This window comes from Limnohabitans sp. Jir72 (assembly GCF_003063575.1).
GTDB lineage: Bacteria > Pseudomonadota > Gammaproteobacteria > Burkholderiales > Burkholderiaceae_C > Limnohabitans_A.
Genome location: NZ_NESC01000001.1, coordinates 158,964 through 177,076, shown reverse-complemented (window position 1 = coordinate 177,076; position 18,113 = coordinate 158,964). Strand labels below are relative to the sequence as shown.

18 protein-coding genes are annotated in these 18,113 nt (G+C 59.8%); 4 read left to right on the top strand and 14 right to left on the bottom strand.

The annotated features are described in order from the left end of the window. Positions 1-97 precede the first annotated feature (97 nt). Positions 98-1,867 (top strand): lipid A export permease/ATP-binding protein MsbA, encoded by a 1,770-nt coding sequence (gene msbA / locus B9Z52_RS00680; RefSeq protein WP_108411948.1) that lies wholly within the window; start codon positions 98-100, stop codon positions 1,865-1,867. Positions 1,868-1,875: 8 nt separating this feature from the next. On the opposite strand, the gene rng is transcribed toward msbA, so the two are convergent. From rng to B9Z52_RS00635, 9 genes are read right to left on the bottom strand one after another with little or no spacing between them, the layout of a single operon-like run. Then, the gene (gene rng, locus B9Z52_RS00675; protein WP_108411947.1) at positions 1,876-3,345 is read right to left on the bottom strand and encodes a ribonuclease G; all 1,470 of its coding nucleotides are present in this window, start codon (positions 3,343-3,345) and stop codon (positions 1,876-1,878) included. Between the two features lie 45 nt (positions 3,346-3,390). After that, positions 3,391-3,993, bottom strand: a complete 603-nt coding sequence (locus B9Z52_RS00670) for a nucleoside triphosphate pyrophosphatase (protein WP_108411946.1) — start codon at positions 3,991-3,993, stop codon at positions 3,391-3,393. After that, positions 3,990-4,457 carry a 23S rRNA (pseudouridine(1915)-N(3))-methyltransferase RlmH gene (rlmH, locus tag B9Z52_RS00665; RefSeq protein ID WP_108411945.1) on the bottom strand — a complete coding sequence of 156 codons (468 nt, stop codon included), beginning with the start codon at positions 4,455-4,457 and terminating at the stop codon, positions 3,990-3,992. The genes B9Z52_RS00670 and rlmH overlap by 4 nt, the downstream gene beginning before the upstream one ends. A 6-nt stretch (positions 4,458-4,463) precedes the next feature. Beyond that, positions 4,464-5,237, bottom strand: coding sequence for a ribosome silencing factor (gene rsfS, locus B9Z52_RS00660; RefSeq protein WP_108411944.1), 774 nt, complete (start codon positions 5,235-5,237; stop codon positions 4,464-4,466). Next, positions 5,237-5,851, bottom strand: a complete 615-nt coding sequence (gene nadD / locus B9Z52_RS00655) for a nicotinate (nicotinamide) nucleotide adenylyltransferase (RefSeq protein ID WP_108411943.1) — start codon at positions 5,849-5,851, stop codon at positions 5,237-5,239. Before nadD ends, rsfS begins: the two co-directional genes overlap by 1 nt. A 17-nt stretch (positions 5,852-5,868) precedes the next feature. Beyond that, positions 5,869-6,789 (bottom strand): oxygen-dependent coproporphyrinogen oxidase, encoded by a 921-nt coding sequence (gene hemF / locus B9Z52_RS00650; RefSeq protein ID WP_108411942.1) that lies wholly within the window; start codon positions 6,787-6,789, stop codon positions 5,869-5,871. Then, the gene (locus B9Z52_RS00645; RefSeq protein ID WP_233251756.1) at positions 6,786-7,457 is read right to left on the bottom strand and encodes a 1-acyl-sn-glycerol-3-phosphate acyltransferase; all 672 of its coding nucleotides are present in this window, start codon (positions 7,455-7,457) and stop codon (positions 6,786-6,788) included. Before B9Z52_RS00645 ends, hemF begins: the two co-directional genes overlap by 4 nt. Before the next feature lie 24 nt (positions 7,458-7,481). Beyond that, positions 7,482-8,762, bottom strand: coding sequence for a phosphoribosylamine--glycine ligase (gene purD, locus B9Z52_RS00640; protein WP_108411941.1), 1,281 nt, complete (start codon positions 8,760-8,762; stop codon positions 7,482-7,484). Positions 8,763-8,771: 9 nt separating this feature from the next. Beyond that, a complete protein-coding gene (locus tag B9Z52_RS00635; RefSeq protein WP_108411940.1) occupies positions 8,772-9,497 on the bottom strand; it encodes a YebC/PmpR family DNA-binding transcriptional regulator in 726 nt (241 codons plus the stop codon). A gap of 70 nt (positions 9,498-9,567) precedes the next feature. On the opposite strand from B9Z52_RS00635, the gene B9Z52_RS00630 reads away from it, so the two are divergent. Next, the gene (locus B9Z52_RS00630; RefSeq protein WP_108411939.1) at positions 9,568-11,088 is read left to right on the top strand and encodes a helicase HerA-like C-terminal domain-containing protein; all 1,521 of its coding nucleotides are present in this window, start codon (positions 9,568-9,570) and stop codon (positions 11,086-11,088) included. Between the two features lie 71 nt (positions 11,089-11,159). On the opposite strand, the gene clpA is transcribed toward B9Z52_RS00630, so the two are convergent. Both clpA and clpS read right to left on the bottom strand, forming a co-directional pair. Further along, a complete protein-coding gene (clpA, locus tag B9Z52_RS00625) occupies positions 11,160-13,496 on the bottom strand; it encodes an ATP-dependent Clp protease ATP-binding subunit ClpA (RefSeq protein ID WP_108411938.1) in 2,337 nt (778 codons plus the stop codon). Positions 13,497-13,551: 55 nt separating this feature from the next. Then, a complete protein-coding gene (gene clpS, locus B9Z52_RS00620; RefSeq protein ID WP_108411937.1) occupies positions 13,552-13,911 on the bottom strand; it encodes an ATP-dependent Clp protease adapter ClpS in 360 nt (119 codons plus the stop codon). 147 nt (positions 13,912-14,058) lie between these two features. Between clpS and B9Z52_RS00615 the strand changes: the two genes are divergently transcribed. Together B9Z52_RS00615 and B9Z52_RS00610 are read left to right on the top strand one after the other, a co-directional pair. Further along, positions 14,059-14,316, top strand: coding sequence for a cold-shock protein (locus B9Z52_RS00615; protein ID WP_108411936.1), 258 nt, complete (start codon positions 14,059-14,061; stop codon positions 14,314-14,316). Between the two features lie 120 nt (positions 14,317-14,436). Next, the gene (locus B9Z52_RS00610) at positions 14,437-14,877 is read left to right on the top strand and encodes a DUF192 domain-containing protein (RefSeq protein ID WP_108412319.1); all 441 of its coding nucleotides are present in this window, start codon (positions 14,437-14,439) and stop codon (positions 14,875-14,877) included. A 28-nt stretch (positions 14,878-14,905) separates the two neighbouring features. Here the strand turns inward: B9Z52_RS00610 and B9Z52_RS00605 are convergent, their stop codons facing one another. Genes B9Z52_RS00605 through pheT form a run of 3 tightly spaced genes read right to left on the bottom strand, consistent with a single transcriptional unit; the run spans position 14,906 to position 18,069 of the window. Further along, complete coding sequence (locus tag B9Z52_RS00605; protein WP_108411935.1) at positions 14,906-15,241, bottom strand: DUF1840 domain-containing protein; 336 nt, start codon at positions 15,239-15,241, stop codon at positions 14,906-14,908. 31 nt (positions 15,242-15,272) lie between these two features. Then, entirely contained in the window at positions 15,273-15,623 is a 351-nt protein-coding gene (locus B9Z52_RS00600) for an integration host factor subunit alpha (RefSeq protein ID WP_108411934.1), read from the bottom strand. Between the two features lie 13 nt (positions 15,624-15,636). Further along, positions 15,637-18,069 (bottom strand): phenylalanine--tRNA ligase subunit beta, encoded by a 2,433-nt coding sequence (pheT, locus tag B9Z52_RS00595; RefSeq protein ID WP_108411933.1) that lies wholly within the window; start codon positions 18,067-18,069, stop codon positions 15,637-15,639. Positions 18,070-18,113 lie beyond the last annotated feature (44 nt).

The following is an 18,113-nucleotide window of genomic DNA, read 5'->3' as shown; positions in this document are numbered from 1 at the left end:
GACGGCCTTAAAGACAAGCCGTGATCGTACACCGTCAAAGGCCCTTTTCTGCCCACCCTGCCATGGGGAAGACCTCGCTTACTACAATCTAGCGCACATGATCACTGACGAAGCCCCCCCACCTGCTGCCAACATTCGCAGTCGACTGTTGAAATTGGCCCCCTATTTTGTGCGCCAGCGTGGCATATGGGGGGTCGCCATCGGTGCCACTGTGGTCGCAGCGATGACCGAACCTTTGATTCCGGCCTTGTTCAAGCCACTGCTGGACCAAGGTTTTACGGGCAAAGGTTTGCCGCTTTGGTTCATCCCGGTGGCGGTGATCGGTTTGTTCGCCATCCGGGGCATCACCTTTTTTTTGGCGCAGTACGCCTTGGCACGCGTGACCAACGATGGCATGGAAAAGCTGCGCAATGATTTGTTTGCCCAACTGGTGAAGGCCGAATTGGGCCTTTTCAACCGCCAGTCGGCCAGCGCGCTGTCCAACACCGTGGTTTACGAGGTGATGAACGGGGCGGCCCAATTGATCTCTGCCTTGATTGGCCTGAGCCGCGACGGCTTCACCTTGTTGGCCCTGGTGGGCTATTTGATGTGGCTCAACTGGAAGCTGACCCTGGTGGTGTTCATCGTGGCCCCAGCCCTGAGTTACATCATGAAAGCCCTTTCCAAGCGCCTTTACCGCCTCACCCGCGAAAGCCAGGACTCCACAGATGCCCTGGCCTATGTGGTCGAAGAAAACGTGCTGGCACACCGCATGATTCGGCTGCACGGGGCCCAAAACCAGCAAATTGAACGTTTTGCAGATCTGGGCCGCAATTTGCGCAAACTGGCCCTCAAGTCCACCGCCGCCTCGGCCGCCATGTCGCCCTTGACGCAGATCATGTCGGCCATTGCCCTGTCACTGGTGCTGGTCATCGCCTTGGTCCAAAGCCGGGACAGCGCCTCAGGCGCTACTGTCGGGAGTTTTGTGGCCTTCATCACCGCCATGCTGATGCTGGTGTCGCCCATCAAACGCTTGGCCGAAGTGGCCAACCCCATCACGCGCGGTCTGGCCGCGCTGGAGCGTGGTCTGGCTTTGCTGCAAGACGCACCAGAAGAAACCCAGGGCACGTATGAAACCATGCGGGCCACCGGTGCGATTGAATGGCAAAACGTGGACCTGCAATTCAAGCCGGACAGTCCACCGGCGCTGCATGCCGTGTCCTTGATGGTGCAAGCCGGAGAAACCGTGGCTCTGGTCGGCAGTTCTGGTGCTGGCAAAACCACACTGATTCAGCTGCTGCCGCGCTTTCTCAACCCCACTGCCGGGCAGGTGCTGATCGACCAAGTGCCTGTACAGGACTGGACTTTGCGCAGCCTGCGCCAACAAATCGCGATGGTCAGCCAGGATGTGGTCATGCTCAACGACACGCTGGCTGCCAATGTGTGCCTGGGGCAGACGCCAGATCGTGAGCGCATTCAGAAAAGTCTTGAAGCGGCCAACCTGTGGACCCATGTGGTGCAATTGCCGCATGGCATGGACACCCTGCTCGGCCACAACGCCAGCCAGCTGTCTGGTGGCCAACGCCAACGCCTGGCCATCGCCAGAGCTCTCTACAAAGACGCGCCCATCCTGATCTTGGACGAGGCCACCTCAGCGCTGGACAACGAATCGGAACGGCTGGTACAGGACGCCTTGCAAAAACTCATGCAAGGACGCACCACCTTGATCGTGGCACACCGCCTGTCCACCATCGAGCATGCCGACCGGGTGGTGGTCATGGAGCAAGGACAGATTGTGGAACAAGGCGCACCGGCGGCGCTGCTGGCTGCAGGCGGTGCCTACGCCCGCTTGCACCACCGAGGCGAGTGGGTGACCCCACAGGCGTGAAGCGGCCCTCAGAGCAGCACGATGTCGTACTGCTCGGGGCCCATCGACGTTTCCACCTGCAGAGAAATCGGCTTGGCAATGAAGTCCGACAAGCCCGCCAGGTGCTGGCTTTCTTCGTCGAGCAACAAATCGATCACCGCCGCCCCCGCCACCACGCGGAACTCACGTGGGTTGAACTGACGGGCTTCGCGCAAGATCTCACGCAAGATGTCATAAACGACCGATCGAGCCGTCTTGACGATGCCCTTGCCCTGGCAACTGGGGCATGGCTCGCACAGCATGTGTGCCAGCGATTCACGGGTGCGCTTGCGCGTCATCTCCAGCAAACCCAGCGATGAAAACCCACCGGCCATGGTCTTGACCCTGTCGCGCGAAAGCTGTTTTCGGAACTCACCCAACACCTGCTCTTGGTGGTCGCTGCGCGACATGTCAATGAAGTCGGCAATGATGATGCCGCCCAGATTGCGCAAGCGCAGTTGGCGGGCAATGGCCTGCGCCGCTTCCAGATTGGTCTTGAAGATGGTGTCTTCAAAATTGCGGGCCCCCACATAACCCCCGGTGTTCACATCCACCGTGGTCAGGGCCTCGGTCTGGTCGATGATCAGGTAACCCCCCGACTTCAAGTCAACACGGCGCCCCAAAGCTCGGGCAATTTCTTCGTCAATCGAATACAAGTCAAAAATTGGTCGTTCGCCTTTGTACAGCTGCAAGCGCTCGGCCGCCTTGGGCATGAACTCGCGGCCAAATGCCTCCAACTGCGCGTACTGCTCCTGCGAATCGATGCGGATGCTTTGCGTGACATCCCCAACCAAGTCGCGCAAGACACGCTGCAGCAATGTCAGATCCTGATGCAACAACGACGCAGGCGGCAAGCGCATCGACGCTTCTTTAATTCGGGCCCAGGTCTTGCGCAGGTAGGCGATGTCGTCTTGCAACTCTTCGTCGCTGGAGTCTTCTGCGTTGGTGCGCAAAATGAAGCCTCCACCGGCGGGCCCCACCAAGGCTTGCACGCGTTTGCGCAAAGCATCGCGCTGCTCAGACGGGATTTTTTGCGACACGCCGATGTGATCATCTTGCGGCAAAAACACCAAGTGCCGCCCAGCGATGCTGATCTGGGTGGACAGTCTGGCCCCTTTGGTACCCATCGGGTCCTTGATGACCTGCACCATGATGGCCCGGCCCTCAAACACCTGCTTTTCAATAGGCACCAGGGGTTGGCCTGTGCGTGCAGAGGCATCACCATCGGTGTGTTTTTGCCAGACATCGGCCACATGCAAAAACGCGGCCTTGTCCAGACCGATGTCGATGAAAGCCGACTGCATGCCCGGCAACACGCGGGCCACTTTGCCCAGGTAAACATTGCCCACCAAGCCACGCTCTAGCGTGCGCTCCACATGCAACTCTTGCACGGCGCCGAACTCGACGACCGCCACACGCGTCTCCTGCGGGGACCAATTGACCAAAATATCTTGTTGCATGGAACGCTTCGTGTGAGATGAGGGGTGTCGGTCAGCCGACAAGGATCAGCAAGAGATGCCCACTGATCGCAAAAGCGTCGCCGTCTCGAACAGGGGCAGGCCCATGATGCCCGAATAACTGCCACGGATCTGTTCGATGTGCGACGCGGCCCTGCCCTGCACGCCGTAAGCGCCCGCCTTACCCATGGGCTCGCCGCTGGCCACATACGCCTTGATTTGCGCAGCGCTCATGGGCGCAAAACGCACCCAAGACTCGGACACCGCCTGAACGCGTTTGCGGCCAGACTGAACAGCCACAGCGGTCAGCACGCGGTGCGTCTGACCCGACAGTTGCTGCAAGATGCGCCGGGCATCGGCTTCATCGGCTGGCTTGCCCAAAATCTCGCGGCCCAAGGCCACGGTGGTGTCGGCGCACAGCACCGGCGCTGCGGACAAGCCCAAACGCTGGAGGCGGGCCACAGCGGCATCGAGCTTGAGACCCGTCACTCGGGCCACATAACGGCCAGGGGCTTCGCTGCCACGGATGTCTTCCAAGGCTTCCGCATCTTCGGCGGGGTCGGGCAAGAGGAGCTCGTGGGTCACGCCAATTTGCGTCAGCAGCTGGCTGCGGCGCGGGCTTTGCGAAGCCAGGTAAATGAATGCACTCATTCGCGGTGGTAGGGGTGGTTGGCGTTGATTGACCAGGCGCGGTAAAGCTGCTCGATCAGCAACACCCGGGCCATGGCGTGGGGCAAAGTCATGTCGGACAGGCGGATGCGCTCGTGTGCCGCTTGGCGAAATTCTGGCTCCAAGCCATCGGGCCCGCCAATCACCAAGGCCACATCGTCACCTCCCAATTGCCAAGAGGTCAGTCGAGTCGCCAGTGCCTGTGTGGTGAGGTTGGTGCCGCGCTCGTCCAGCACCACAATGCGGGTGCCGCGAGGGATGGCCGCTTCGATGCGTTGGCGCTCGGCCGCATACAACGTGGGCAGGGTTTTGGAGCCGCGTGGCTCGGTTTTCACCGCCTTGAGCTCGACCTTGAGCTCGGGCGGGAAACGCTTGGCATAGTCGTCCCAGGCGGTCTGCGCCCAGTCAGGCACACGCTGGCCGACCGCAACGATCAGCAGCTTCATGAAAGATCAATCGGCTTTGCGGCGGGTAGGCACCTTCAGGGCCTTGCGAGCGGGTGTCTTGGCTGCCGAGGCTTTGGCTGCGGCTTTGGGCGATGGTTTGCCCACCGTCTTCACGGTGGGTTTGGACGCTGTCTTGGCAGGCGCCTTCACCACTTTGGACTTAGCAGCTGCGGACTTGGCCGGTGTTTTAGCCGGTGTTTTAGCCGGTGTTTTAGCCGGTGTTTTAGCCGGTGCTTTTGCGGCCGACTTGGCTGCAGGTTTGGCCGCAGAGCGGGTGCTCTTGGCGGGGGCTTTCAAAGCAACTTTGGCTGCAGGCTTGGCCGCGCTGGTTTTAGCCGCTGGCGATTTGGCTGCAGACTTCTTGGCAGCGGCTTTACGCGTTGTGGCCTTGGGTTCGGTTGCCACCGGCTTGGGGGCGCCAAACTTCAAGCGCACAGGCTTGTCGCCCCAGATTTCTTCGAGGTTGTAATAAGTACGGATCGTGGGTTGCATGATGTGCGCCACAGCCGCGCCGCAGTCCACGATGATCCACTCACCGTTGTCTTCGCCCTCAATGCGGGGCTTGCCAAAACCGGCTTCGCGCACTTTGTCTCGCACGCTGGCGGCCAGGGCTTTGGTCTGGCGGTTCGAGGTGCCCGAGGCGATGATCACGCGCTCGAACAAAGGGGAAAGGTGCTCGGTGTCAAAGACCTGCAGGTCTTGCGCCTTCACGTCTTCCAGGGCGTCCACAATGGCACGCTGGAGTTTTTGGATGTCTTTTTTGGCAGCGGTTTCGGTCATCAATGGGGCCTGTAGAGGTGTTGTTCGTGAATATAGCGCTCAACCGCCGGGGGCACCAGACCTGCAATGCTGTGGTCTGTGGCCACCAGCGCACGGATGTCCGTGGCACTGTGGGGCATGAGCGGCATCGTCAAGGAGTGGATGCGCGCATCAAATGAGGGGTCAAGGGCCAGGGATGGGGTTCCTGTGCTGGAATCACTCCAAGCCTGAACGGCTGCATCGCGGCCTGCGGCACAGATTATAGCGAGCCGGGCGATTTCATCGATCTGGTGCCAAGATGGCAGTGAGCGGCGCTGGTCATCGCCCAGCAACAAATACAGCTGGGCTTGCGGAAATTGGGCTTGGAGCTCGCGCAGAGTCTCAACCGTGTAGCTGGGACCTTGGCGCTGCATTTCACGGTCATCGACCACCACCTGCGGCAAGGGCGCAAAAGCCAACTGCGCCATCATCAACCGGTCTGCGGCCGGACTGAGCAAGCGGGGCTTGTGCCACGCTTGCCCGGTGGGCAAGACATGCACCGCGTCCAATTGAAGCTGGCCAATGGCCGCCTCCACCAAGGCCACATGGGCGATATGCGGCGGGTCAAACGCCCCGCCAAAAACACCCAATCGCATCGGTGGCTGTGCAGTCCTCAAATCCAATCCTTGGGCACCAGATAGTGGCTGAGCAACCGCGCCTCGGGCGAACCCGCCTCATCCTGGCGCTGATAGGACCAGCGCACCTCAGGCGGCATGGACAAGAGGATCGACTCGGTCCGGCCACCCGACTGCAAGCCAAAGTGGGTGCCCCGGTCCCAGACCAGGTTGAACTCGACATAGCGGCCACGGCGGTACAGCTGAAAATCGCGCTCACGCTCACCCCAGGCCATGTCTTTGCGGCGCCGGACGATGGGCAAATAGGCATTCAACAAAGCATCGCCGACGCTTTGCAGCATGGCAAAACTCTGGCCCATGCCCAGCTCGGAAAAGTCGTCAAAAAAGATGCCGCCAATGCCGCGCTGTTCGTTGCGGTGTTTGTTGCAAAAGTAATCGTCACACCAGGTCTTGAAACGCGGATAAAGGCCTTCGCCAAACGGCGCCAAGGCGTCCTTGCAGGTCTGGTGGAAATGCACCGCATCTTCGTCATGGCCGTAGTAAGGCGTCAGGTCCATGCCGCCGCCAAACCAGGCCACAGGCGCCCTCCCCTCGGGCTTGGCCGCGATCATGCGAACGTTCATGTGCACTGTGGGTACATGCGGATTGCGCGGATGGAACACCAGCGAAACGCCCATGGCCTCGAAGGCCGAACCGGCCAGTTCAGGGCGGTGCTGCGTGGCCGATGGCGGCAATTGCGGGCCACTCACATGCGAAAAGCCACAACCGGCGCGTTCGAAAATCGGACCACCTTCGAGGATCTGGGTGACGCCCCTGCCTTGCAGTTTCTCGCCAGCGGGCTTGGTCCAGTGGTCCACCAGAAAAGGCGTGCCATCGATGTCGGTCAAGGCTTGGGTGATGCTCGATTGCAAGCCCAGCAGGTATTGGCGCACAGCGCCCAGATCAATGGCGTCGTTCATGAATGCAAATTTTTGTGGGTGCTGTTTACATCGCTTGCACAAGTGCTGGAGGCCAAAGGCTCAATTCGCGCAGGAGGACTCCAAGGGAGCACTGGCGATGCCTGAAGGGCGTTGTACCCCTTGACGCCATCAAACACCTGTGCCATGTGGGCGTAGTCGGCATCGACATTGCCCGTCAAATTGTAGAAATCGACCAAGGACAAAGTGCGTGTGCCCCAATCGATCTTGACCAGCGCCAAAGGCACGTCAGCCCCTTTGGCCACTTGGTAAAAACCACTGCGCCAACCGGGCGTCAGGCTGCGCGTGCCCTCTGGGGCCAAGGCCAGCCAAAGCAGTCGAGCCTCGCGTTTGTGCTGCACGAAGACCTGCACCATTTCGCCCACCACGCCTTTGGGCGAACTGCGGTCAATTGGCACGCCGCCTACCCAGCGCATCCAGGCCCCGATTGCCGGCAATTTGAACAAGGAATCCTTGCCCCAAAAATTCGCAGGTATGCCCAAGGCCCACTTGGCCAGAATGCCAACCGGGAAATCCCAATTGCTGGTATGCGGGTACACGATGGCCACCCCTTGGAGCGTGGGGAAACCCTCAAAGGCCAGCTTCCAACCAAAGGCTTTCAAAATCCATCGGGCCAAGCGAGAGCCTTTGAACGTCACAGGGTGTGCCATGAAGAGGGGTCTTTCGGGTTTGCTTCAGTTTTTGATGGCGCGAAAGCCAATGTCCTTGCGCAACTGCATGCCGTCAAACCGGATGCTGCTGGCAGTCTGGTAAGCCTTTTGCTGGGCCAGGCGCACCGAATCGGCCAAAGCCGTCACGCACAGCACGCGACCACCGGACGTCAGGATCTGGCCTTCTTTTTCAGTCGTGCCCGCATGGAACACCATGGCTTCTTCAGCATCTGCAGGCAAACCGGTGATGGCATCGCCTTTGCGTGGGTTCAGCGGGTAACCGGCCGTGGCCATCACCACACCCAAAGCCACGCGGCGGTCCCACGCCAGCTCGATCTTGTCCAGACCTTCGGAGGTCGCGGCCAGCATGACTTCCAACAGATCGGACTTCAAACGCATCAGGATCGGCTGAGTCTCAGGATCACCCATGCGGCAGTTGAACTCGAGCGTCTTGGGCTTGCCTTGGGCATCGATCATCAGGCCGGCGTACAAGAAGCCGGTGTAGGGAATGCCGTCTTTTTCCATGCCCTTGATGGTGGGCATGATCACCTCGCGCATGGCACGCGCGTGCACATCGGCCGTGACCACGGGCGCTGGCGAATAGGCGCCCATACCGCCGGTGTTGGGGCCCTCGTCTGCGTCCAGCAAGCGCTTGTGGTCTTGGCTGGTGGCCAAAGCGGTCACGTTCTTGCCATCGCACAGCACGATGAAGCTGGCCTCTTCGCCTTGCAAAAACTCTTCAATCACCACGCGGGCGCCACCTTCGTTGTGGGTCACGCCCAGGGTGTTGTCCACCAGCATGAAGTCGATCGCTTCGTGCGCTTCGGCCAGACTCATGGCCACGACCACGCCCTTGCCAGCGGCCAGACCATCGGCCTTGACCACAATGGGTGCGCCTTTGCGGTCCACGTAGGCGTGTGCCGCCACCGGATCGGTGAAGGTCTCGAACTCCGCCGTGGGAATGCTGTGGCGCTCCATGAAGGCTTTAGAAAATGCCTTGGAACTTTCCAGTTGCGCTGCCTTTTGGGTCGGGCCAAAAATACGCAGACCATGGGCGCTGAAGTCGTCCACGATGCCAGCTGCCAAGGGGGCTTCGGGGCCCACCACCGTCAAGCCAATCTGGTTGTCCTGCGCCCATTGGCGCAACTGCGGGATGTCGGTGATGGGCACATTCACCAAATTCTTGTCGCGGGCTGTGCCGCCATTGCCGGGGGCCACATACACCTGCTGCACGCGGGGAGACTGGGCCAATTTCCAGGCCATGGCATGTTCACGGCCACCATGGCCGACCACTAAAACTTTCATCAGATTTCCTTATTCTTCCATCTCGGCGTTGTGGAACACGTTTTGCACGTCGTCCAGATCTTCCAGAATGTCCAGAAGCTTTTGCATTTTTGCTGCGTCATCACCGCTGAGCGCGATGGTGTTTTCAGCACGCATGGTCACTTCGGCCATGTCGGCCACCAGGCCCGCAGCTTCGAGTGCGTTTTTCACGGCTTCAAAATCAGCCGGTGCGGTCAGCACCTCGATGGCGCCTTCCTCATCGGTGATCACATCTTCGGCACCGGCCTCCAAGGCGACTTCCATGACCTTGTCTTCGTCGGTGCCCGGGGCAAAGATCAGTTGACCGCAATTCTTGAACTGGAAAGCCACCGAGCCTTCGGTGCCCAAATTGCCCCCATGCTTGCTGAAGGCGTGCCGCACTTCGGCCACCGTGCGCACGCGGTTGTCGGTCATGGTGTCCACAATCACGGCCGCGCCACCGATGCCATAGCCTTCGTAGCGGATTTCTTCGTAGCTGACGCCTTCGAGGTTGCCGGTGGCTTTGTCGACGTTGCGCTTGATGGTGTCGGCCGGCATGTTGGCCGCCTTGGCCTTTTCAATGGCCAGACGCAAACGGGGGTTGGCCGAGACATCGCCGCCGCCGGTGCGCGCGGCGACCATGATCTCGCGAACCACCCGGGTCCAAATACGTTGCCTTTTTTCGTCTTGTCGGCCCTTGCGGTGCTGAATATTTGCCCATTTACTGTGGCCAGCCATCGGGAATTCCTTGAATGTTGATTTAACCTATGGGTAGATTTTACTTTTCACACGCGTGAGGGATTTTTTGATGGCCGAACCCATGTTGATTGCCCAAAACAAGACGGCACAGTGCCACCTGCTGCCCAGCCTGGCCAACCGCCACGGCCTGATCACCGGCGCTACTGGCACCGGCAAAACCGTGACCTTGCAAACCCTGGCTGAGAACTTCTCACGCCTGGGCGTGCCGGTGTTCATGGCCGACGTCAAAGGCGATTTGACGGGCATCAGTCAGGCTGGCCACATCGGCGACAAGCTGGCGGCGGTGCTCAAGGACCGGGGCATCGCCCTGCCCGAGCCCTTGGCCTGCCCCACCACCTTGTGGGACGTGTTTGGACAGCAGGGCCATCCCGTGCGGGCTACGGTGTCCGACATGGGTCCCCTGCTGCTGGCCCGCATGCTGGGGCTCAACGAGACTCAGGCCGGTGTGCTGAACCTGGTGTTCAAGATCGCCGACGACAACGGCTTGCTGCTGCTGGACATGAAAGACCTGCGGGCCATGCTGCAGCACGTGGGCGACAACGCCAAAAACTTCACCACCGAATACGGCAACATCAGCGCCGCCAGCATCGGCGCCATTCAGCGCGGCTTGCTGCAGATCGAAACCCAGGGCGGCGACCAATTCTTTGGCGAGCCCATGCTCAACATCGAAGACTTCATGCAAACCGCCGACGGCATGGGTGTGGTCAACATCCTGGCCGCCGACAAGCTGATGAACTCGCCGCGCCTGTACGCGACCTTCTTGCTTTGGATGCTTTCAGAATTGTTCGAGGTCTTGCCCGAAATTGGCGACCCTGAAAAACCCAAACTGGTGTTCTTCTTTGACGAAGCCCACCTTTTGTTCAAAGACGCACCTGCAGCTTTGATCGAACGCATCGAGCTGGTGGTGCGACTGGTGCGCTCCAAAGGCGTGGGGGTGTATTTCGTGACCCAAAACCCGCTGGACATCCCAGACAGCATTTTGGGCCAGCTGGGCAACCGCGTGCAGCATGCGCTGCGCGCCTTCACGCCCCGCGACCAAAAAGCCGTGGCCGCCACGGCGCAAACCATGCGCCCCAAGGCGGGCCTGGACATCGAAGCGGCCATCACCGAGCTGGGCGTGGGCGAAGCCTTGGTCAGCCTGCTGGACGCCAAAGGCCGCCCTACCGAGACCGAGCGTGTGTTCGTCATGCCACCGGCCAGCCAGTTGGGCCCGATCACGCCGGAGCAGCGCCAAGCCTTGTTGAAAAATTCCCTGGTGGCCGGTGTTTACGAAACCACGCAAGACCGCGAATCGGCCTACGAAAAACTCAAAGGCTCACCGGCTGCCAATGGCACCCCAGCCCCAACGGGTGCAGCCGGTGCCCCAGCCGAAAGCGGCTCAGGCCTCATGAATACAGTGTCCGACTTCATCTTCGGCTCCACCGGCCCGCGTGGCGGTCAACACGACGGCGTGGCGCAACTGTTGGTGAAAAGTGCTGTGCGCAACGTCGGCTCGGCCATCGGCCGGGAGATCGTGCGCGGCGTGCTTGGGGGATTGCTGGGGTCGGCTGGCGGTAAACGCAGACGCTGATTCCAAATGCAGAATGAAAAAAAGCCAGACCGATCACTCGGTCTGGCTTGTTTCATGGTTTGAGCTGTGCGTCAGCTCGCTGCAGCCTCTTCCGGCTCAGCAGGCTCCACGCGTGATGCGCGACCTTCCTTCTTGGGCAGTGGCGTGATGTCCAGCAGGACTTCGTCCTTGTCGTTGATGTCCACCGTGAGGCGACCACCCTCGGTCAAGCGACCGAACAGCAGTTCATCGGCCAAGGCCTTGCGGATCGTGTCCTGGATCAGGCGCTGCATCGGGCGAGCGCCCATGAGCGGATCAAAGCCCTTCTTGCCCAGGAACTTGCGCAAGTTGTCGGTGAAAGTGACTTCAACCTTCTTCTCTCCGAGCTGTTGCTCCAGTTGCAGCAGGAACTTGTCCACCACGCGCAGGATGATTTGTTCATCCAACGGTTTGAAGCTGACCATGGCGTCCAGGCGGTTACGAAACTCAGGGGTGAACAAGCGCTTGATGTCGCCCATTTCGTCACCGGCCTGACGCGGATTGGTGAAACCAATGGTGGCCTTGTTCATGGTCTCGGCACCCGCGTTGGTGGTCATGATGATGATCACGTTGCGGAAGTCGGCCTTGCGCCCGTTGTTGTCGGTCAGCGTGCCGTGGTCCATGACCTGCAGCAGCACATTGAAGATGTCCGGATGTGCTTTCTCGATCTCGTCGAGCAAGAGCACGCAATGCGGCTTCTTGGTCACCGCTTCGGTCAGCAAGCCGCCCTGGTCAAAGCCCACATAGCCTGGAGGCGCGCCAATCAAGCGGCTGACCGCATGGCGCTCCATGTACTCGGACATGTCAAAGCGGATCAGCTCAATGCCCAGGATGTAGGCCAGTTGCTTGGCCGCTTCGGTCTTGCCCACACCGGTGGGGCCCGAGAACAGGAACGAGCCAATTGGCTTGTCGGTCTTGCCCAAGCCCGAGCGGGCCATTTTGACGGCAGAGGCCAGTACCTCAAGGGCTTTGTCCTGGCCAAACACCACCGACTTGAGGTCGCGCTCGATGCTTTGCAGCTTGCTGCGGTCGTCGTTGGACACGTTGGCCGGCGGGATGCGGGCGATCTTGGCCACGATGTCTTCGATCTCGGCCTTGCCAATGGTTTTCTTGCGCTTGGAAGCGATTTGAATGCGCTGTGCGGCACCGGCTTCGTCGATCACGTCAATCGCCTTGTCGGGCAGTTGGCGGTCGTTGATGAACTTGGCCGACAGTTCGGCGGCGGCCTGCAGGGCGGCGATGGTGTACTTGACGCTGTGGTGGTCTTCAAAACGGCTCTTGAGGCCTTTGAGGATGTCCACAGTCTCAGACACGGTAGGCTCAACCACGTCCACTTTTTGGAAGCGGCGGCTCAAGGCCGCGTCTTTTTCGAAGATGCCACGGTACTCGGTGAAGGTGGTGGCACCGATGCATTTGAGCTGACCACTGGACAGTGCAGGCTTGAGCAGGTTGGACGCATCCAGCGTACCGCCAGAGGCCGCCCCGGCACCGATCAAGGTGTGGATCTCATCGATGAACAAAATGCCGTTGGGCTTGTCCTTGAGCGACTTCAGCACGCCTTTCAAGCGCTGCTCAAAGTCGCCCCGGTATTTGGTGCCGGCCAGCAAAGCGCCCATGTCGAGCGAATACACCGTGGCCTCGGTCAGGATCTCGGGCACGCTGCCTTGCGTGATGCGCCAGGCCAAGCCCTCGGCAATCGCAGTCTTACCCACACCGGCCTCGCCCACCAACAGCGGATTATTTTTGCGGCGACGGCACAGGATCTGGATGGTGCGTTCGACTTCGTACTCGCGGCCGATCAGCGGATCAATCTTGCCTTCTTTCGCGGCCTGGTTCAGGTTGTTGGTGTACTGCTCAAGGGGCGAAGCTTTTTCGTTGCGCTCGCCACCCGACGACTCCTCAGACTCCGAATTGGACGGTGCTTCTGCAGATTTGGCCGCTTCAGGCGGATCGCTTTTGCGGATGCCATGGGCGATGAAGTTGACCACGTCCAAGCGTGTGATGCCCTGCTGGTGCAGGTAATACACGGCATGGGAGTCCTTCTCGCCAAAGATGGCCACCAGCACATTGGCGCCGGTGACTTCTTTTTTGCCATTGCCCGTTGATTGGACGTGCATGATGGCGCGCTGGATAACGCGCTGAAACCCCAAGGTGGGCTGGGTGTCCACCTCTTCGGTGCCTGCCACCTGGGGGGTGTTGTCCTTGATGAAGTTGGTCAAGGCGGTGCGCAAATCGTCGATGTTGGCGGCGCAAGCACGCAACACCTCGGCCGCGCTGGGGTTGTCCAGCAAGGCGAGCAACAAGTGCTCGACCGTGATGAACTCGTGGCGCTGCTGACGGGCCTCGACAAAGGCCATGTGCAAGCTGACTTCCAATTCCTGGGCAATCATGTGATTTCCTTTTTGCCTTGCTGAGAGATTTTGTGCATGTGGGGCATCCTGCCCACTATTCAATGGGTTCGCTGATGCATTGCAAGGGGTGTCCCCCCTGCTTGGCGGCATCGAGCACTTGATCGACTTTGGTGGCGGCCACATCGCGGGAATACACACCGCAAACGCCTTTGCCATCGAGATGGATCTTGAGCATGATCTGGGTGGCCGCCTCGCGGTCTTTGCCAAAGAACTCCTGGATCACCATCACCACGAACTCCATCGGGGTGTAGTCGTCATTGAGCATGGCCACCTGGTACATCTGGGGCGGCTGAACTTTCTGGGCCCGTCGCTCTAGAACCACCGAGTCGCCACCGTCTGTGGTGCTGGGCGTTGATGGCGGCAGCGTTGGATTCTGTGGTTTTTTCGTAGCCATGTTTTCATTCTATCGGTGCTTTCAAGCCCTTGAAGCGCAAGGCCTGAAAAGACTTGGATGTGGCCTTGCATCTCGGGGAAAACCTCACATTGACAAAATCAACAGGCACGCTTCAAACTGGTGCATACAAAAAAATGGAGACACGCCATGCCCACCGGAACGGTCAAATGGTTCAACGATGCCAAGGGCTTCGGGTTCATCCAGCCCGATGGCGGTGGTCCGGATGCTTTTGCCCACTTTTCAGCCATTGAGGGCGAAGGGTTCAAAAGTCTCAAAGAGGGTGCTCGGGTCAGTTTCGAGCTCAACAACGGAGCCAAAGGCTTGATGGCCACTCATATATTGGCTGAACGGAGTGCAGCATTGCCCGCGCAAGCGGCACAGGACTCGCCGGGTCCTGTCACCTGATTGGGGGTCGCCTGCTTAGCGGTGTTTACGGTACGCGTTATCCTTGTGGGCTTGTGCTACCTGCTCGGATGGATTTTCTCAATGACTTTTCGCTTGATTTCCCGTATTTGCACCCAATCCATGCATTGGACTGCTGGATGTTTGCTGGCAGCGGTGAGCACCTTGGCTGCGGCGCAAGCCGGTCCACAAATGCAGTTGCCGCGCACCAAGTTGACGGCGGGCATGCACATGCTGGACGTTCAACTGGCCCAAACGCCTGAGCAACGTCAAATCGGCCTGATGTTTCGCAAAGAAATGCCCCAACACGAAGGCATGTTGTTTGTATTTGAACAGCCCGCCACACAATGTTTCTGGATGCGCAACACGTTGATCCCTTTGACTGCGGCTTTCATTGCCGAAGATGGCACCATCGTGAACTTGGCCGACATGAAGCCCCAAAGCGATGATTCCCACTGCTCTACCAGACCGGTGCGTTTTGTGCTGGAAATGAATGTCGGTTGGTTTGCCAAACGGCAAATCAAGGCGGGCTACCAGTTGGGTGGCCAGGCATTTGCCCGCTGATCGCCTTAAGGCCGGGGTTGACCCCGCCTTAAATGCCCCAAACCACGTCTGAGCTTTCCGCCAAGCTGCGCTGCAAGAGTTTGAGCATGGGCGTGGCCCTTTGAGACAAACGCACGGCATCCAGCGCCACTTCTCTCTCGTCGCAGTCGCTTGCGCCCGATGCAGCTTGCTGCGCAAGCCGTTTGCGCAAGGTTTCGTCTTGCAACACGGCAGTTTCCAATGTCTGGATGCGTGCAGACAGGGTGTTGGCCAGCATGATGCCTTGCACAGGATCGTCCCCCAGCATGATCTGGAGCAATTTGCGGGCGTCAAGCTCCAGCATGATCAGGTCGCTGGCGGCGGCAGATTTGAATTTGAAAAGCATGGGGTCCTCCTAGAAGCTTCAGAGGTCCGACTCAAATACCCAGCATCTCCATGGTGCTGTTTTCGTCAGTCTCGCCCTGAATCAAAGCCTTGAGTTTATGGCTGGCATGGAAGGTCGCGACGCGACGTGCATCAATCGGAATCAATTCTCCGGTACGCGGATTGCGCCCGGGACGAGCTGCTTTGGTGCGGATTTGGAAATTGCCAAAGCCAGAAATCTTGACGTCTGTGCCTTCGATCAAGCTGTCCACCATCAAATCAAAGAAGGCATCGACCATGTCTTTGGACTCGCGCTTGTTCAAGCCGATTTGTTCAAACAACAAATCGGCCAGATGCGCCTTGGTCAAGGCCGGGGTTTCAAGGCTTTCAACTGAAATTTCCATCACACCCACCCTGTTAAGCGCGCAAACGCGCGGACACTTGACTGGCCAGGTGGGCCAACACCGCGTTCATGGCGGCGTCGATCTGAGCATCGGTCAATGTGGCATCGGGACTGGCCAAGGTCAGGCGCACGGCCAAACTCTTCTCACCCTGCGTCAAGCTTGCACCCGCTGCATCGGCCTTGGGGCGGTAAATGTCAAACAACACCGCGCCTTGGAGCAAACCTTCGGTGGGGGCTGCGTGGATGGCTTGCATCAACTGCACATGGGTGACCGATTCGGCCACGATCACAGCGATGTCACGCTCCACCGGCTGGTGCTTGGCCACGTTTTGGGACACAGGTACCGTGCGGGCCGTGACGGCTTCAAGCGACAGCTCGAACACCACGGGTGCGCTGCTCAGCTCCCAGGCCTGACGCCAGCGGGGATGCAATTCGCCCACATGACCGATGACAACCCCCTCCAACAGCACCTGGGCCGACCGACCAGGGTGCAAGGCAGGGTGTTCAGCGGCAACGAATTCTGCTTTGCGTGGGGCCAGCAGTTTTTCCACATCGGCCTTGACGTCGTAATAGTCGACGTTGCGGGCCTTGCCTTGCCAACCCAAAGGCTCCACCGGGCCCCAAGCCATGCCTGCCACGCGCATGGGTTGCTCGAACCCCTCCACCGTGGTGTCGGTGCTTTGCACCGTGGCATTGCGCAGGAATACGCGGCCCAGCTCGAAAACGCGCACGCGGTCGGCCTTGCGGTCGGCGTTGAACTTCACGACTTGCAGCAGAGAGCCGATCAGGCTGGAGCGCATCACGCTCATCTGGCTGGCGATCGGGTTGAGCAGGCGGATCGGGCTGGTATTGCCCGCCAAGTCTTTTTCCCAAGCTTCTTCAACAAAGCTGTAGTTGATGGTTTCCTGGTAACCCAGAGCCGCAATGGCGCGGCGCACGGCAGATGGGCTGCGCTCGGTCTCGCGGCGCACCTTGGCGGTGATGGGGGCCAGCGGCGGATTGGTTGGCAGGTTGTTGTAGCCCACCATGCGGGCCACTTCTTCGATCAGGTCTTCTTCGATCTGCAGGTCAAAGCGGAAGCTGGGCGGTGTCACGGTGACGGTGCCCTCGCCTTCGGCGACTTGCAAGCCCAAACCGCGCAAAGCATCGGCACACTGCTGCTGCGTGAGCGGCATGCCGATGACTTTGACCGCACGGGCCACGCGCAGTGTGACGGGTGTGATCGCTGGGATGTTCAGAATTTGGTCGTCAATCGGGCCGACCTTTGTCTCGGGTGTGCCGCAGATGTCGAGCACCAGCTGGGTGATGCGCTCAATGTGCTCCACGGTCAGCTGCGGGTCCACACCACGCTCAAAGCGGTGACCGGCGTCGGTCGAGAAGTTGAAGCGGCGCGAACGGCCTGCGATCGACGTGGGCCACCAGAAGGCGGCTTCGATGTAGATGTTTTGTGTGTCGTCGGACACGGCAGTGGCGTCCCCACCCATGATGCCGGCCAATGACTCGACCTGGCTGTCATCGGCGATCACGCCGACCTTCTCATCCACGGTCACGGTGTTGCCGTTGAGCAGCTTGAGAGACTCACCTGCTTTGCCCCACCGCACTTGCAGGTCGCCGTGGATTTTGTCCAGGTCAAAAATATGCGAAGGTCGACCGAACTCGAACATCACGTAGTTGGAGATGTCCACCAATGGGCTCACGCTGCGCTGGCCGCAACGGGCCAGGCGGTCCACCATCCACTTGGGAGTTTGGGCTTGGGTATTTACGCCCTTGACCACACGGCCGCTGAAGCGCCCGCACAGGTCGGTGGCTTGCACTTGCACCGCCACTTTGTCCTGGATTTGAGTCGCCACAGCAGGGGAGGATGGGGCCTTCAACGGCGCACCGGTCAGGGCAGCCACTTCACGGGCAATGCCGTACACGCTCAAACAATGGGCCAAGTTGGGCGTCAACTTGATGGTGAACAGGGTGTCGTCCAGATTCAGGTACTCACGAATGTCCTGACCCAGAGGCGCGTCTGCGGGCAACTCCAGCAGGCCGCCGTGGTCATCCGCTATCTTCAGTTCTTTGGCTGAACACAACATGCCTTGGCTTTCCACACCACGCAGCTTGCCCACCTTGATGACGAATGGCTTGCCGTCTTCACCCGGAGGCAATTCGGCCCCGACCATGGCGCAAGGCACGCGGATGCCCACTCGGGCGTTGGGTGCACCACAAACGATGTTCAGCAGTGCGCCCTGCCCCACGTCAACCTGACACACACGCAGGCGGTCGGCGTTGGGGTGCTGCACGGCTTCCTTGATTTCACCGACCACGATGTGGGTGAACGGCGGGGCCACAGGCTCGAGCTCTTCCACTTCGAGGCCAGCCATGGTCAAGGTGTCGGCCAGTTGCTGGGTCGTCAAGGACGGGTTGCAGAACTCGCGCAACCAGGATTCAGGAAATTGCATTTGCAGAACTCACTTCTTTTCGCTGCCGGGCGCACACCAGGCCA

Excerpts from the sequence above, each read along its gene's own strand:
- hemF (WP_108411942.1), bottom strand. The coding sequence starts at position 6,789 with ATGAACGACGCCATTGATCTGGGCGCTGTGCGCCAATACCTGCTGGGC.
- purD (WP_108411941.1), bottom strand. The coding sequence starts at position 8,762 with ATGAAAGTTTTAGTGGTCGGCCATGGTGGCCGTGAACATGCCATGGCC.
- pheT (WP_108411933.1), bottom strand. The coding sequence starts at position 18,069 with ATGCAATTTCCTGAATCCTGGTTGCGCGAGTTCTGCAACCCGTCCTTG.
- B9Z52_RS00610 (WP_108412319.1), top strand. The coding sequence starts at position 14,437 with ATGCATTGGACTGCTGGATGTTTGCTGGCAGCGGTGAGCACCTTGGCT.
- B9Z52_RS00605 (WP_108411935.1), bottom strand. The coding sequence starts at position 15,241 with ATGCTTTTCAAATTCAAATCTGCCGCCGCCAGCGACCTGATCATGCTG.
- msbA (WP_108411948.1), top strand. The coding sequence starts at position 98 with ATGATCACTGACGAAGCCCCCCCACCTGCTGCCAACATTCGCAGTCGA.
- B9Z52_RS00670 (WP_108411946.1), bottom strand. The coding sequence starts at position 3,993 with ATGAGTGCATTCATTTACCTGGCTTCGCAAAGCCCGCGCCGCAGCCAG.
- B9Z52_RS00635 (WP_108411940.1), bottom strand. The coding sequence starts at position 9,497 with ATGGCTGGCCACAGTAAATGGGCAAATATTCAGCACCGCAAGGGCCGA.
- B9Z52_RS00615 (WP_108411936.1), top strand. The coding sequence starts at position 14,059 with ATGCCCACCGGAACGGTCAAATGGTTCAACGATGCCAAGGGCTTCGGG.
- clpA (WP_108411938.1), bottom strand. The coding sequence starts at position 13,496 with ATGATTGCCCAGGAATTGGAAGTCAGCTTGCACATGGCCTTTGTCGAG.
- rlmH (WP_108411945.1), bottom strand. The coding sequence starts at position 4,457 with ATGAAGCTGCTGATCGTTGCGGTCGGCCAGCGTGTGCCTGACTGGGCG.
- rng (WP_108411947.1), bottom strand. The coding sequence starts at position 3,345 with ATGCAACAAGATATTTTGGTCAATTGGTCCCCGCAGGAGACGCGTGTG.
- nadD (WP_108411943.1), bottom strand. The coding sequence starts at position 5,851 with ATGCGATTGGGTGTTTTTGGCGGGGCGTTTGACCCGCCGCATATCGCC.
- rsfS (WP_108411944.1), bottom strand. The coding sequence starts at position 5,237 with ATGACCGAAACCGCTGCCAAAAAAGACATCCAAAAACTCCAGCGTGCC.
- B9Z52_RS00630 (WP_108411939.1), top strand. The coding sequence starts at position 9,568 with ATGGCCGAACCCATGTTGATTGCCCAAAACAAGACGGCACAGTGCCAC.
- clpS (WP_108411937.1), bottom strand. The coding sequence starts at position 13,911 with ATGGCTACGAAAAAACCACAGAATCCAACGCTGCCGCCATCAACGCCC.
- B9Z52_RS00645 (WP_233251756.1), bottom strand. The coding sequence starts at position 7,457 with ATGGCACACCCTGTGACGTTCAAAGGCTCTCGCTTGGCCCGATGGATT.
- B9Z52_RS00600 (WP_108411934.1), bottom strand. The coding sequence starts at position 15,623 with ATGGAAATTTCAGTTGAAAGCCTTGAAACCCCGGCCTTGACCAAGGCG.